The organism is Hymenobacter puniceus (assembly GCF_014333525.1).
Lineage (GTDB): Bacteria > Bacteroidota > Bacteroidia > Cytophagales > Hymenobacteraceae > Hymenobacter.
On record NZ_JACSCX010000007.1, the window covers coordinates 183,602 to 196,804 of the forward strand.

The 13,203-nt window shown below is 59.9% G+C and carries 13 protein-coding genes; 10 read left to right on the forward strand and 3 right to left on the reverse strand.

The genetic code is table 11. The annotated features are described in order from the left end of the window. Positions 1 to 68 precede the first annotated feature (68 nt). From H8B14_RS17980 to H8B14_RS17995, 4 genes are all read left to right on the forward strand, one after another. On the forward strand, positions 69 to 1,259 hold the full coding sequence (locus tag H8B14_RS17980) for a class I SAM-dependent rRNA methyltransferase (protein ID WP_187317051.1): 1,191 nt from the start codon (positions 69 to 71) through the stop codon (positions 1,257 to 1,259). A gap of 69 nt (positions 1,260 to 1,328) precedes the next feature. Then, on the forward strand, positions 1,329 to 2,825 hold the full coding sequence (crtD, locus tag H8B14_RS17985) for a 1-hydroxycarotenoid 3,4-desaturase CrtD (protein WP_187317052.1): 1,497 nt from the start codon (positions 1,329 to 1,331) through the stop codon (positions 2,823 to 2,825). A 106-nt stretch (positions 2,826 to 2,931) separates the two neighbouring features. Continuing rightward, entirely contained in the window at positions 2,932 to 3,618 is a 687-nt protein-coding gene (locus tag H8B14_RS17990) for a carotenoid biosynthesis protein (RefSeq protein WP_187317053.1), read from the forward strand. Positions 3,619 to 3,706: 88 nt separating this feature from the next. After that, a complete protein-coding gene (locus H8B14_RS17995) occupies positions 3,707 to 4,321 on the forward strand; it encodes a TetR/AcrR family transcriptional regulator (protein ID WP_187317054.1) in 615 nt (204 codons plus the stop codon). A gap of 92 nt (positions 4,322 to 4,413) precedes the next feature. On the opposite strand, the gene H8B14_RS18000 is transcribed toward H8B14_RS17995, so the two are convergent. Together H8B14_RS18000 and H8B14_RS18005 are read right to left on the reverse strand one after the other, a co-directional pair. After that, the gene (locus tag H8B14_RS18000) at positions 4,414 to 4,656 is read right to left on the reverse strand and encodes a DUF6952 family protein (RefSeq protein ID WP_187317055.1); all 243 of its coding nucleotides are present in this window, start codon (positions 4,654 to 4,656) and stop codon (positions 4,414 to 4,416) included. An 11-nt stretch (positions 4,657 to 4,667) separates the two neighbouring features. Further along, the gene (locus tag H8B14_RS18005; protein ID WP_187317056.1) at positions 4,668 to 4,985 is read right to left on the reverse strand and encodes a thioredoxin family protein; all 318 of its coding nucleotides are present in this window, start codon (positions 4,983 to 4,985) and stop codon (positions 4,668 to 4,670) included. A 303-nt stretch (positions 4,986 to 5,288) separates the two neighbouring features. Between H8B14_RS18005 and H8B14_RS18010 the strand changes: the two genes are divergently transcribed. Then, positions 5,289 to 5,864, forward strand: a complete 576-nt coding sequence (locus H8B14_RS18010; protein WP_187317057.1) for an arylesterase — start codon at positions 5,289 to 5,291, stop codon at positions 5,862 to 5,864. 143 nt (positions 5,865 to 6,007) lie between these two features. On the opposite strand, the gene glgP is transcribed toward H8B14_RS18010, so the two are convergent. Then, positions 6,008 to 7,657, reverse strand: a complete 1,650-nt coding sequence (gene glgP / locus H8B14_RS18015; protein WP_187317058.1) for an alpha-glucan family phosphorylase — start codon at positions 7,655 to 7,657, stop codon at positions 6,008 to 6,010. A 367-nt stretch (positions 7,658 to 8,024) separates the two neighbouring features. Between glgP and H8B14_RS21195 the strand changes: the two genes are divergently transcribed. The 5 genes from H8B14_RS21195 to H8B14_RS18040 all read left to right on the forward strand — a co-directional run bounded on the left by H8B14_RS21195 (position 8,025) and on the right by H8B14_RS18040 (position 13,134). After that, positions 8,025 to 9,371, forward strand: coding sequence for a DNA/RNA non-specific endonuclease (locus H8B14_RS21195; RefSeq protein WP_187317059.1), 1,347 nt, complete (start codon positions 8,025 to 8,027; stop codon positions 9,369 to 9,371). Positions 9,372 to 9,470: 99 nt separating this feature from the next. Further along, positions 9,471 to 9,740, forward strand: coding sequence for a hypothetical protein (locus tag H8B14_RS18025; protein ID WP_187317060.1), 270 nt, complete (start codon positions 9,471 to 9,473; stop codon positions 9,738 to 9,740). 261 nt (positions 9,741 to 10,001) lie between these two features. Continuing rightward, positions 10,002 to 11,912, forward strand: a complete 1,911-nt coding sequence (locus tag H8B14_RS18030) for a glycoside hydrolase family 13 protein (protein WP_187317061.1) — start codon at positions 10,002 to 10,004, stop codon at positions 11,910 to 11,912. A gap of 61 nt (positions 11,913 to 11,973) precedes the next feature. Beyond that, the gene (locus H8B14_RS18035; protein WP_187317062.1) at positions 11,974 to 12,351 is read left to right on the forward strand and encodes a GxxExxY protein; all 378 of its coding nucleotides are present in this window, start codon (positions 11,974 to 11,976) and stop codon (positions 12,349 to 12,351) included. Between the two features lie 75 nt (positions 12,352 to 12,426). Next, positions 12,427 to 13,134: an SDR family oxidoreductase gene (locus tag H8B14_RS18040; RefSeq protein ID WP_187317063.1), complete on the forward strand. Its 708-nt coding sequence runs from the start codon at positions 12,427 to 12,429 to the stop codon at positions 13,132 to 13,134. Positions 13,135 to 13,203 lie beyond the last annotated feature (69 nt).

Sequence of the window (13,203 nt, forward strand, 5' to 3'; positions counted from 1 at the left end):
TCCGCTACCGGCAATTCATCCTCGGCAGGTTAGGCTACCTTTGCAGTCCAATTCATTTCATTGCCCTTATGACTGCTGCCATCGTCACGCTCAAACCCGGAAAAGACCAATCCCTGCGCCGCCGCCATCCGTGGGTGTTTTCGGGCGCTATTGGCCGGATGCAGGGCGAAGTGACGGAAGGTGAAGTGGTGACGGTGCAGGCTGCTAATGGCGAAGTGCTGGGCGTGGGCCACTACGCTCCCGGCTCCATTGCCGTGCGCATGCTCGATTTCGGCCCCGACGCCCAACTGCCCGACGCAGCTTTCTGGGAAGCCCGCCTGCGCAACGCTTACCAGCTGCGCCAGGGCCTCGGCCTGACGGGCACCGGCAACACCGACGTGTACCGCCTCACCCACGCTGAAGGCGACGGCCTGCCCGGCCTCATTATAGACGTGTACGGCGACACAGCTGTGGTGCAGGCCCACAGCGCGGGCATGTATAAGGCGCGGCCCCTCATTGCGGAAGCCCTGCAGGCCGTGGTACCGGGTTTGCGCGCCGTTTATGATAAGAGTGCCGAAACCGTGCCGGCGAAGGCGGCGCCGGGTGCCCAAAACGGCTACCTGTTCGGCAGCAGCAACGGGCAGGAACACGTAGTCCACGAAAACGGCCACCCATTTGCCATCGATTGGGAGACTGGCCAGAAAACTGGTTTTTTCATTGACCAGCGCGACAACCGCAGCTTGCTGGCTCGCTACGCGCCCGGCCGCCGCGTGCTCAATACGTTCTGCTATACCGGCGGCTTCAGCTCCTATGCGCTGCAGGCCGGGGCCGAGCTGGTGCATTCTGTGGATAGCTCGAAGCGCGCCATTGAGCTGACCGAGCGCAACGCCGCCCTCACCGGCCTGGAAAGCAAGCACGCCGCCTATGCCGAGGATGTGTTCAGCTTCATGAAAAACAGCCAGGAAGAATACGACCTCATCGTGCTCGACCCGCCGGCGTTTGCCAAGCACCTATCGGCCCGCCACAACGCCCTGATGGGCTATAAGCGCCTGAATGCAGCGGGCATCCGGCAGATTGCGCCCGGTGGGCTGCTGTTCACGTTTAGCTGCTCGCAGGTGGTTAGCCCCGAGCTGTTTGAGGGAGCCGTGCTAGCCGCTGCCATCGAGGCCGGCCGGCCGGCGCGCATCCTGCACCGCCTCACCCAGCCCGCCGACCACCCCGTGAGTTTGTTCCATCCTGAAGGAGCGTACCTAAAAGGGCTGGTGCTGGCGGTGGAGTAGGCAACTCGCCTTTTTTCTGATATCGGTTGCGTGGCCAGACATTTCGGGCGACGCTTTGTTGTATCGACCGTGACCCGCCCAACTGACTCCACTTCTCTTCCTTCCGCCGCCATCATTGGGGCTGGCATTGGCGGCATTGCTACGGCCGTGCGGCTGGTTGTGGCCGGGCATCGTGTCACGGTGTTTGAGGCGCAGGAAAGCTTTGGGGGCAAAATGCACCAGCTGGAGTTGCCCGGCGGCTACCGCTTCGACGGCGGCCCGTCGTTGTTTACACTGCCTGAGTTGGTAGACGAGCTGTTCACGCTGGCCGGACGCAACCCGCAGGACTACTTCCGCTACCAGCGCCTCGACCCTATCACGCAGTACTTTTTCGCCGATGGCACGCGCCTCACTGCCTGGGCCGACGAAGACAAGTTTGCCGCAGAGGTGGAAGTGAAGCTGGGGGTGCCGGCCGCAGAGGTGCTGGCCTTTCTGCGCCGTAGCGGGCAGGCCTATGATGGCACGGCAGGCACGTTTCTGCACAAGTCTTTGCACAAAGCGGGCACCTACCTCAGCCCCGAAGTGCTGAAGGCCGTGGGGGCGCTGCCGCAGCTGGGCTTGCTCAGCACCATGCACCAGCGTCACACCAGCGCCTTCCCCAACGACCCGCGCCTGGTGCAGCTCTTCGACCGTTTTGCCACCTACAACGGGTCCGACCCCTACCAGGCCCCGGCTACGCTCAGCTTGATTCCGCACCTCGAGCACGGCCGGGGCGCATTCTACCCCGAAGGCGGCATCTACGCCATTGCCCAGAGCCTCGTGCAACTGGCCGAGGAGTTGGGCGTGGAGTTCCGCTACCAGGAGCCAGTGCAGGAAATCCTGACGGAAGCCGGCCGCGTGACAGGCGTGCGCACCTCGCACGACACATATAGCTCGGGGCTGGTAGTCAGCAACATGGACGTGGTACCTACCTACCGCCGCCTGCTGCCCACGCAGCCCGCGCCCGAACGTACGCTGGCGCAGCCCCGCTCGTCCTCGGCCCTGATTTTCTATTGGGGTATTGGCCGGCGCTTTCCGGAACTGGGCGTGCACAACATCTTTTTTTCGCAGGACTACAAGGCTGAGTTCGAGGCCATCTTCCAGCACCAAACCATTGCCACCGACCCCACAGTGTACGTCAACATCACAAGCGGGCACACCCCAAGTGATGCACCCGCGGGCCACGAAAACTGGTTTGTGATGGTGAACGTACCCCACGACCAGGGCCAGGATTGGCCGGCACTGGTGGCGCGCACCCGCACTGCCGTGCTGGCCCGCGTGAGTAAGGCACTGGGCACCGATGTGGGCGCGCTTATCCGGGCCGAGCACGTGTGGGACCCGCCCGGCATTGCAGCCCGCACATCATCGTTTGGCGGTGCGCTCTATGGCAGTTCCAGCAACAACTTGCTGGCGGCGTTTCTGCGGCATCCTAACTTTTCTCGCAAGCTACAAGGACTGTACTTTTGCGGCGGCTCGGTGCATCCCGGCGGCGGTATTCCGCTATGTTTGCTTTCCGCCCGCATTGTTTCTGAGTTAATTAAAAATTGAGGATTAAAAACTAAAAATGACTGCTTGGACGGCTGTGAGATACTCTTATCAACTCAACTGCTCATCCAATTTTTCATTCTTAATTTTTCATTCTTAATTCTCTTCTATGCCCGAATCCATTCAACAACTTCCGGCGGAGGCACTTGCGCAAGGCGCTGTGGCCCGGCAGCGCCGCTTGCGCTGGGCTCAAGGTATTTTGCTGCTGTTCCACGTCACGGGGTTTCTGGGGCTGGGGTTTTCCGAGGACCCGGCCTTTTTCCTGCAGTTTGTTCCCCTCAACCTGCTCCTGACGCTGGGGCTGCTGCTGGCCTTCCAGCCCGATAAAAGCTCTACCTTCTGGTGGTTCTGCCTGGTGACCATGGCCGTGGGCTTCGGCGTGGAGGTAATGGGCATCCGGACCGGACTGTTGTTCGGGTTCTACGAGTACGGCAATACACTGGGGCTGAAATGGCTGGGCGTGCCGCTCATCATCGGGGCCAACTGGCTGATGCTCACGTACACAACCGGCATTCTGGCGCGCTACCTGCCCCTTTCTGATTTTCTGCGGGCCCTGGTAGCCACGCTGCTCATGGTCGGGCTCGATGCTTGCCTAGAGCCTGTGGCCGTTCGGTTCGACTTCTGGCAGTGGCGCTTCGACGTTATTCCGCTGCAGAATTTCAAGGGATGGTTTGCCGTATCACTCATCCTGCAGGTGTTTTTCAACCGCACACAATTCGAAAAGCGCAATCCGCTGGCGGCATTCGTTTACATGCTGCAGCTGCTATTCTTTTTTGGGCTGGGGCTGCTACGCTAAATATATTGGTACTTCGGAATACTTTTTGTTAGGCTACCCATCGTTCTAGCAGTCCTTCCGTCTTTTCCTCTTTTAGCCACTATTCTCTATGGAGCAAGTTGTACTCCATCAATTACTTGAAAAGGCCAACCTTCTGCTGCGCGACATGGGTGTGCGGATGCTGCATGAAGAGCAGCTGGCTGTTGCCCTGGATTTAACGCCCGCCACGTTCCGCACTATTTTCGGGAGCAAGGCTGAAATGCTGCTTCAGGTAACGCGGCATAATATAGCCCGGCAGCGCCAAGAGCAGGAAGAGCTGTTTTCCAATCTGGCCACGCCGGTGGAGTGCCTGCTGGCCTTGCTCCACCACAGCCTGCACGAGCTGCGCCATTCCCACCACGACTACCACATTGTGCGGGAGCAGTTTCCGCTGGTCTGGGACGCTATTCAGGAATACACACAGGAGTATGCCTTTCCGCTGCTCACGCGCCTGATTCAGGAAGGAGTGCAGGAAGGCCAGCTCCGGGCGGCGCTGGATGCTCCCTTCATTGCCCGCATCATCCTGGCGCAGTTCAGCTTGGTGCTGAATGAGCAGTTCTTCCCGCCCGACCAGGTAAATCTGGGTGACGTGTACCGCAACATCTTCTTTCCGTATGTGCGCGGCCTGTGCACCGAGGAAGGCATGCGCCTGACGGCCCCGCACTTTGCCCGCATGTGGGGGTAGGCACCCTGAAGAGTGAAAAGAAAAACCGCCGGTTTTGGCTGCCTATAGGCGCAACCAGAACCGGCGGTTTTTCTTTGCGGTGTTCTTCGCTATCAGCTAATGGACACGCGCACTTTTTTGGTGTATTCGCGCAGGGCGTCTTTGAACTCAGAGCCGTGTTCCTGCATATGGTTCAGGATGAAAATGGCGGCAAACACGTGAGTCAGCTGTTCGCCTTCATCCTCGCCTTCCACCTCAAAAGCGGGGGCTTGTTCTTCCAGCAGCGCTTCTTCGGCCGCTACCAAAGCCTCCAGCGTCTGTGTTTCCACAAGGCGCCTGATGACGGGCATTTTCATGGCGACAGAAGCTAGTTGAGGCGCGAAATGAGGGCGGCTACGGCCTCCTCCTTGCTGGCGGCCACCGTGTCGAGCAGCTCGCCGTTGCGGAATACGGCAAAGAAGGGCAGATTGGTGACGCTGGCCAGCTTGCGCGCTTCGGGGCTGGTTTCGGCATTCACGTCCAGAAACTTGATGCCTTGCTCCTGCATAGCCTCGGCCATGCGCTTGAACTTGGGTGAGAACAGGCGGCAGTTGCCGCACCAGTCGGCGTAGTACTTCACTACTACTTTATCGTTTGCTTCAAGCAGGTCTTGGAAATCAGCGTCGGTTGCTTTCGTAACGGGCATTGCAAGGGGGTTGACAGAAAAATGACTTTTCAGGCAAGAATAATTCTTACCTGCAGCAAAGGTAAAGCCTGATTTCCGCAAAAAAGTTTGTCGGCAACCTATTTCGCCACCAGCCTGTTGCCTTGCCCGACAACTTTCGCGGGGCTGATAGCGGTATAGCATGCAGGGCATCGGTGATGGTGCCTGTCTTAGTTCGCTTGCTCTATGCGTGCTCTTCTGCTTGTTTTTTGTTTGATGCTGGCGGGCTGCAACTCGCCTGACCCGGCGGGCCGCACTGCTGCCCCTGCCTCTCCACCTCCCCGTATGCAAAACCTTGTTTTTTTTGGTAATAGCCTCACGGCCGGCTACCAGCTGCCTGCCAGCGCTGCCTTTCCTACCTTACTTCAGCAGCGCATCGACTCGCTGAACCTGCCTTATAAAGCCTTCAACTACGGCGTGAGCGGCGAAACCACCGCCGGCGGCCGGCAGCGCGTAGCCAGCGTACTGGCCCGGCAGCCCGTAGACGTGTTTGTGCTGGAACTGGGCGCCAACGACGGCCTACGCGGAATTCCGGTGCGCGAAACCACCCAAAACCTGCAGGATATCATCGACCAGGTGCGGCGCAAGTACCCGGAGGCGCGCATTGTACTAGTGGGGCTGGAGTTTCCGTTCGACCTGGGCCCGCTGGGCGGGCACCGCATGGCCCGCTACGCGCTGGAGTTCAAAGCGCTGTTCCGGGAGCTGGCCGAAAAGAACAGCCTGCCCTTCGTGCCGTTTCTGTTGCAGGGCGTCATCGGGCAGCGCGCCCTCAACCTGCCCGACGGCGTACACCCCAACGCCGCCGGCCAGAAGATTCTGGCCGACAACGTGTGGACGGTGCTGAGTGGCGTGCTGAAATAGGGCTTAGGTATTAGGGCCTAGGGCTTAGGAGCCTTTTCTGTATTTCGCAAAACACAAAAAGAGCCTGGGGCTGGGCTGTTCCTTTCCGCATTCAGCAGAAGAAACAGCCTAAGCCCCAGGCCCTATTCGCTAAGCCCTAAACGCTACGCTTTGTACAGCTGCTGGTAGTATTCCGTAGCCATGCGGCCCGACTCGAACTCAGGCTCTACCTCGCGCATGGCGGCTTTGGCTACGGCCAGGTATTTGGCGGGCTCGTTGTAGTAGAGCGGCACGATTTCATTTTCCAGCACGTCCAGCAGGTTGCTGGCTTCGGTGGCATCCTTCACGTGGTCGGGCTGATGGATGTCGGTGTGGGGGATGATGAAGCCGTTTTCGCCGTGGCGCACGAACTCTGGAATCCAGCCGTCGGCAATGCTTAGGCTCAGGCTACCGTTCATGGCGGCGGTCATGCCGCTGGTGCCCGAAGCCTCACGCGGGAAGCGCGGCGTGTTCAGCCACACATCGGAGCCGCGCTTGAGGTAGCCGGACAAGCCCAACTCGTAGCCGGTCAGCACGGCGCAGGTTTTCAGGTGCTTGGTTTTCTGGATAATGTCGTTGAAGAGGCCGATGGCGCCGTAGTCTTTCGGGTATGGCTTGCCGGCCCACAGCACCTGCACTGGCCGGTCGGCGTTATTCACCAAGGCCTGGAACCGCTCGAAATCGTGCAGAATCAGGTCGGCGCGTTTGTAGCCGGCAAAGCGCCGGGCCCACACCACGGTCAGCACCTCGGGGTCAAGGAGCGTGCCGGTCTGGTCGGCCACGATGTCGAACAGCTGCTTCTTGAGCTTGTGTTTGCGCGAGAGCAACGCCTGGTCGTCGTTGGCTTCCAGAGCTTCGTGCAGCTGCTGGTCGCGCCAGTAGCGGCCGTTCTGCGAGTTGGTGATAGGAATGATGGGGCAAATACCTTGGTTGGCACCCCACATTTCGTTGGCCACGGTGCCGTGCACTTTGCTTACGGCGTTGGCCTTGCGTGCGAAACGCAGGGCCGTGAGCGTGTAGTTCAGCGTCTCGTTTTCTACGCGGGCCACGCGGCGGATTTCATCGGCGGGCACCGAGCCGAAGAACGTCATGTCGGTGAGCAGCTTCATGGGGTGCTCCTCGTTGCCGGCCAGCTCGGGCGTGTGCGTCGTAAACACCAAGCGCTTCTGCACCTCCGGAAGGCTGCGGCCGTGCTTTTCGTAGAGGTAGAACGCCAGCGGCAGGCCGTGGCCTTCGTTGAGGTGGTACACGTCCATTTTCACGCCCAGCAGATCGAGCAGCTTGCCGCCGCCCACGCCCAGCAAAATGCTTTGCGCCACGCGGGCCGCCGTATCGGCATCATACAGGTGGTGCGAGATGGTACGCGAGATGTAGTCGTTTTCGGGAATGTCGGTGGTCAGGAAGAACATCGGGGCCGTACCGAACGTGTCGGGGGCCAGGTACATAGCCTTCACCTGCACGGCCGCGCCGTGGATGGTGATAGGGAAAACCAGGCCGGTGTCTTCCAGGAAAGAGTAGTGCTTGTGCCGGAAGTCGCAGCGCATGGTCTGGTCTTCGTTGCGGCCCTGGTCGTAGTAGCCGAAGGTCCAGAGAATGCCGATGCCGATCAGGTTTTGCTTCAGTTCATAGGCCGAGCGCATGTGCGAGCCTGCGAGGAAGCCGAGGCCGCCGGAGTAGGTTTTGAGGGCCTGATCCAAGGCAAATTCCATGGAGAAATACGCCGCCTGGGTGCTGAACTCGGGAGCAGGCGTGTAGGGGTTGAATTCGAAAGGCATAGAGAAAATGTCAGAAAGCGAAAGATGCCGCGCCATCAGGCGGGCGCGGCGGATTCAAATATCGGATTTTCTACCAGCTACGCCACCAATGCAGGCTCAGAAGGCAAAAGCGGCGCTAAACTGGTCAATACACCACCACCCAACGGGTGTTTCGGCATACTGCTGGCTCGTTTCACTAGGGCACTACCCGCTTAGGATATCAACAGGCCATATGATTCGATCCTGGATTTAATCCAACTGGCATCCCCCTCACTGAAAGTCAATTATAATAATATAATCATAATACAGGCGTTGGTAAAGCAAGGCAAACACCCCAGTAGCTTTGCCTGCTTTTCGTTCTCACTTCATCCCCCAACCAACCCTATTTATGAAGTTTTCTGCATTGTGGGCTGCCGCGCTCCTACTGGCCACTTCCTGCGCCAAGCAGGATGTGAATCCGGCAACGCCAGCTGCCACCACGGTTTCGGCCGACGTTAGCGCCGCAGGCTTTCCGGAGGGCTTCGAAACCGGCACCAAAACCGCCTACACCACCGGCTCCGTGACGCTCGGCTCGGGCTCCTGGACGCTCAACGATGCTCTGCTCGGCAACACCACTGCCGACCGCAAGACGGGCACTAAGTCGGTGCGGATACGCAACCTGGGGTCTCTGTCCATGAACTTCAACACCACTACCGGCGCGGGCCTCGTCACGGTGCAACACGCGCTGTATGGTACCGATGCCAGCTCCCAGTGGGAGCTCTGGGCCTCCACCAACAGCGGCAGCTCCTACACCAAAGTGGGCAGCACCGTCACCACCACCAGCACCAGCCTGAGCACGGCCTCTTTCTCGGTTAATCTGGCCGGCACCGTACGGCTGCAAATCCGCAAGACTTCGGGTGGTACCAACCGTCTGAACTTTGATAACGTGACGGTGGAACAATACGGCGGAACCACGCCGCCACCACCGCCCGTGGCTGGCGACAATCAGCACCTGACTATGGGCAACCCCAGCGGGGCTGCGGCCGACATCAGCATGCCCACCAACTACCTGCTCAATAAGCCGCAGTATGCGCTGAGCTACCACCGCGACCGGGGCATTCCTAATTGGGTGAGCTGGCATCTAGATGCCAGCTGGCGCGGCTCCGCCGCCCGCCAAGATGACTTCCGGGCCGATAACACCCTGCCCGCCGGCTGGTATCAGGTACAGGGCACCAGCTACAGTGGCTCCGGCTTCGACCGTGGCCACAACTGCCCCTCAGCGGACCGCACCAGCACCGTGGCCGACAACTCGGCCACGTTCCTGATGACCAACATGATTCCCCAAGCGCCCAACAACAACCAAATCACCTGGGCGGCGCTGGAAAACTACTCCCGCACGCTCATGGACCAGGGTAACGAGCTCTACATTATCATGGGCGTCTATGGCCGCGGCGGCACTGGTTCGGCCGGCTACGCCGAAACCATTGACCAAGGCCGCATCCAGGTACCGGCCCGCGTGTGGAAGGTTCTCGTGGTGCTACCCGTTGGCAGTAACGATGTGAGCCGCGTGTCGACTGCTACCCGCATCATCGCCATCGACACGCCCAATCAGCAGGGGCTGACCAGCAACTGGGGCCAGTATCGCACCAGCGTCGATGCCATTGAGGCTGCCACCGGCCTCGACGTGCTTTCTGCTTTGCCTACCAGCGTGCAGCAGGCGGTGGAAGCTCAGGTCGACAACGGCCCGACCAACTAAGGTTGCCTTGGCCTACCTGCGTGTCCTGATTTTTCTCGCCTGCTGACGGCCCCGCTGCTGCTCACCGGTCTGGCCGCCGTCACCCAAGACTTTAGCACCTTGGCTATCAGCGCCGCGGCTACGTTGCCCGCCGGCTTTCAGCCGGCCGCTGGCTCCAGCCCCATCTGTGGTGCTGCCACCAACACCACGGCCACCACCCACGCCAGCAGCACCTTCGGCACGGGCCGCGTGGTTATTGTTGGCGACTCGTCGCCGGCCGACGACGGCGCTGGTTCGCCCGGCAACACGGTGTATGATGGCTGGAACGAAAACCTGAGCCACGCCCGCCTGCACCTGAACGCCTCGCTGTGGCTGGCGAAGCTGCAATAAGTAGCCCTGGCAACACCAGATTACCCTAGCGGCCCCGCCGTCCGGATTGTCCGGGCGGCGGGGCTTTTGCTTGTGGCCAGAGCGAGGCCTAACGGCAAGTTTACAACGGCATTGCCCGCCTCAAGCGCCTCAACAAGCAGCCTGCGTCAATCCAGCATCGAAAACCCGTCAATCCATCATCATTGCGAGGCCGTTTGGGGGTAGCACCAGACCGGAGGCATCCGTACCTTGGCAGAACTGTTTCTGACTTCCCACCTGCGTATGAACTCCTTCCGCTTTCTGCCTCTGCTGGCTGGCTCCTTGCTGGCCGCCGCCACCTCCTCCGCCGCCCTGGCCGCCCCGGCCCTCGCCGTCACTGAAGCAGCTGCCCCGGCCGCCAAAACCGCCGCCATCCAGCGCATCGACCCCACGTTTTGGTGGGTGGGCATGAAAAACCCCAAGCTGCAGCTGCTGGTGCACGGCCCCGGTATTGCCAACAGCTCGGCCACGCTCAAAGCCTACGAGGGCGTGACCCTGGATGGCGTGCAGAAGCTGGAAAGCCCCAACTACCTACTGCTCAACCTCACTATCAGCCCCGCGGCCAAGCCGGGCAAGCTGCAACTAGAGTTTAAGGGCGCCAAGAAAACCACGTTTGCCTACGAGCTGCGCCAGCGCACCACACCCGGCGACAAGCAGAAAGTGCAGGGCCTCACCCAGCAGGATTTTATCTACTTCCTGATGCCCGACCGGTTTTCGAACGGGGACCCGAAGAACGACTACCTCAAGGACATGCGCGCCCCCAAAGTGGCCCGCGACTCGATGTACGCCCGCCACGGCGGTGACCTGAAGGGTATCGAAAACCACTTCGACTACTTTAAAAGCCTGGGCGTGACGGCACTGTGGCTGACGCCGGTAGTGGAAAACGACATGCCCAAGGCCAGCTACCACGGCTACGCCCTCACCGACTACTACAACACCGACCGGCGCTACGGCACGCTGGAGGAGTACAAGCAGTTTGTGGACAAAGCCCACGCCAACGGCATGAAAGTGGTGCACGACGTGGTGCTCAACCACATGGGCAGCAAGAACTACCTGTTCCTGGATCAGCCCGCCAAAGACTGGTTCAACCAGTGGCCCGGCTTCACGCGCAGCAACTACAACTCCTCGGCCCTCAACGACCCTTACGGCTCAGAGCTGGACCGGAGCCTCTACAACCGGGGCTGGTTTGATACCACCATGCCCGACGTAAACCAGCGCAATCCGCTGGTGGCTACCTACTTGATCCAGAACTTCCTGTGGTGGGTGGAGTACACCGGGCTCGACGCTTACCGCATCGATACCTACCCGTATTCCGACCCCAAATTCCTGATGCAGTGGGGCCAGGCGCTGAACGACGAATTCCCGAACCTGTTCAAGTTTGGCGAGGCCTGGGTGGGCAGCACGGCCCAGCAGGCCTTCTTCGCCCGCAACGTGTTCCAGCCCGTTGATGGGTTTAAGTCCAACCTGGAATCGGTGTTCGATTTCCAGTCGCAGAACGCTATTCACGATGCGCTGCGGGGCGACCAGCCCAACATGAACCGGGTGTACGAGGCGCTACAAGGCGACTGGATGTACGAGGATGCCACCCGTAATGTGACCTTCCTCGACAACCACGACATGAGCCGCTTTTACTCGGTGATTGGGGAGGACTTCGGCAAGTTTAAGCTGGGCGTGGCCTGGCTGCTCACCACCCGCGGCATTCCGCAGTTGTACTACGGCACTGAGGTGCTGATGAAGAATTTCAGCAACCCCGACGGCAAGGTGCGCGAAGACTTTCCCGGCGGCTTCTCCGGCGACAAAATGAACTACTTCACGGCGGCCGGCCGCACGGGCCAGGCCGGCGAGGCCTTCAACTACCTCAGCAAGCTGAGCCTCTACCGCCAGGCCCACCCGGTGCTGGCCACGGGCAAGCTGATGCAGTTCATCCCCCAGGACGGCGTGTACACTTACTTCCGCTACAACGACCAGGGCGAGGCGGTGATGATTATGCTGAATGGCAATGCCGGTGAGAAAACCGTGGACGGCGCGCGGTTCGCGGAGCGGTTCAATGGGTTTACTTCCGGGGTGGAAATCAACTCGGGCGCGGCGGTAACCGACCTCAAGAGCTTCAAGGTTCCCGGGCGTACGGCCTGGGTGGTGGAGCTTCGGAAATAAGTATATTTCGTTCGGGTGTTTTTAGCCCGCAGAGGGCGCAGTGTTTACGCAGAGGACGCAGATGCATGAGAACGATATATCCTTTTTGGTCCGAAAATCTGCTCTTGCTATTCACACGGCGCTGGGGCCGGGGTTGTTGGAGTCAGTGTACGAAACGCTGCTGTGTCATGAGTTGCGCAAGGCAGGTCTAGACGTGAAAACGCAGGTAGCGCTGCCGGTACTGTACGACGGACTCCGACTCGAAAATGGTTTTCGTACAGACCTACTGGTAGAAGGCAAAGTAGTAGTTGAACTCAAATCGGTAGAAATACTACTGGAGGTACACCACATGCAGCTGCTGACTTACCTCAAACTCTCAGACCACAAGCTTGGCCTGCTCATCAATTTCAACGTGCCTTCCATCAAAGCGGGCATCTTTCGAAAAGTTAACGGGTTGTAAGAACACTGCGCCCTCTGCGAAAAACACTGCGTCCTCTGCGGGCTAAAAACACCCAAACGAAAACCCGAAACCGCCATGACCGACCTAACCGACCAAGTAGCCATTGTATCCGGTGCGAGCCGCGGCATTGGCAAAGCCATAGCCCTGCTGCTGGCCATGCAGGGCGCTAAAGTGGTGTGCGTAGCCCGCTCCGCCGAGGAACTGGAAGAGGTAGCACACAAAACCCAGGGCCTCGCTGTGCCCGCCGACGTATCCGATGCCGACGACGCCCAGAACGTAGTGGACCAGGCGCTGCGCCGCTTCGGCCGCCTCGATATTCTGGTGTGCAATGCCGGCGTGGGCTCGTTTGGGCTCTTGGAGCATTTTGATGCCGCCGAGTGGGACCGAATCTTCGACGTGAACGTGAAGGGCACCTTCCTGCTCTGCAAGGCGGCCGTACCGCACTTCAAGGCGCGCCACAAAGGCCACATCGTGGGCATCACCTCCGATGTGGCCCGGCGCACCTTCGAGAACGGCACGGCCTACGGGGCCAGCAAGTTTGCGCAGGATGCCGTGCTGGCCAGCTTGCGCAAGGAAGTTCGTTCACACGGCATCAAGGTCAGCACTATTTTCCCTGGCCTCGTCGATACCTACTTCAACGACTCAACGCCTGGCAGTGCCGACGCCGAAAAAACCCACCTCAAGCCGTCGGATGTGGCCCAGGCTGTGCGCTACGTGCTGGAGGCTCCGGCCCATGTGGTGATTGACGAGCTGATGCTGCACCCGCTCACGCAGGAGTGGTAGGATGTTGATTTGCTGATTATTCGATGTGCTGATTATCTGGTCGTCTTGCCTTCCTAATAGCTCCTGAAG

Bases quoted from the DNA above. Each gene is read 5' to 3' on its own strand.
- H8B14_RS18030 (WP_187317061.1), top strand. From the start codon at position 10,002: ATGAACTCCTTCCGCTTTCTGCCTCTGCTGGCTGGCTCCTTGCTGGCC.
- glgP (WP_187317058.1), bottom strand. From the start codon at position 7,657: ATGCCTTTCGAATTCAACCCCTACACGCCTGCTCCCGAGTTCAGCACC.
- H8B14_RS17980 (WP_187317051.1), top strand. From the start codon at position 69: ATGACTGCTGCCATCGTCACGCTCAAACCCGGAAAAGACCAATCCCTG.
- H8B14_RS18035 (WP_187317062.1), top strand. From the start codon at position 11,974: ATGCATGAGAACGATATATCCTTTTTGGTCCGAAAATCTGCTCTTGCT.
- H8B14_RS18010 (WP_187317057.1), top strand. From the start codon at position 5,289: ATGCAAAACCTTGTTTTTTTTGGTAATAGCCTCACGGCCGGCTACCAG.
- H8B14_RS21195 (WP_187317059.1), top strand. From the start codon at position 8,025: ATGAAGTTTTCTGCATTGTGGGCTGCCGCGCTCCTACTGGCCACTTCC.
- H8B14_RS17990 (WP_187317053.1), top strand. From the start codon at position 2,932: ATGCCCGAATCCATTCAACAACTTCCGGCGGAGGCACTTGCGCAAGGC.
- H8B14_RS17995 (WP_187317054.1), top strand. From the start codon at position 3,707: ATGGAGCAAGTTGTACTCCATCAATTACTTGAAAAGGCCAACCTTCTG.
- H8B14_RS18040 (WP_187317063.1), top strand. From the start codon at position 12,427: ATGACCGACCTAACCGACCAAGTAGCCATTGTATCCGGTGCGAGCCGC.
- H8B14_RS18005 (WP_187317056.1), bottom strand. From the start codon at position 4,985: ATGCCCGTTACGAAAGCAACCGACGCTGATTTCCAAGACCTGCTTGAA.
- H8B14_RS18000 (WP_187317055.1), bottom strand. From the start codon at position 4,656: ATGAAAATGCCCGTCATCAGGCGCCTTGTGGAAACACAGACGCTGGAG.